This window comes from Lysinibacillus sp. UGB7, assembly GCF_049058285.1.
GTDB classification, from domain to species: Bacteria; Bacillota; Bacilli; order Bacillales_A; family Planococcaceae; genus Lysinibacillus; species Lysinibacillus sphaericus_B.
In genome coordinates, this window is record NZ_JBMGUV010000134.1 from 1 (window position 1) to 319 (window position 319).

General features: G+C 35.1%; 1 pseudogene. It reads left to right on the forward strand.

The window, feature by feature from the left end:
- Positions 1-175 (forward strand): annotated as a pseudogene (locus tag ACOMCU_RS28390) (IS110 family transposase); the annotation flags it as partial.
- Positions 176-319: the final 144 nt, after the last annotated feature.

Sequence of the window (319 nt, forward strand, 5' to 3'; positions counted from 1 at the left end):
AAAACCGAATCATTTTGTGGACTATTACTACAAATTAAAAAAGCAACCTCTGAGGAAGCCTCATAAGGTTGCGATCATCGCCTGCATCAATAAGTTTCTAAAAGTGACATTTCAGTTACTGACGCGTGGCATTCTTTACGATTATGAGTCCGCACTACCAGCTCAGAAATCGTAATACCTACATAGGACTATATCATAATGACCTTTCGAAAAAAATAAAAATCGTCAGGTCTTTTTGGTGTTTCTAAAAATGAGTGTTAGTGGTGAGGGATATCCCTCACCACTAACACTCATAAAAATATAAATTATTCTTTAAATA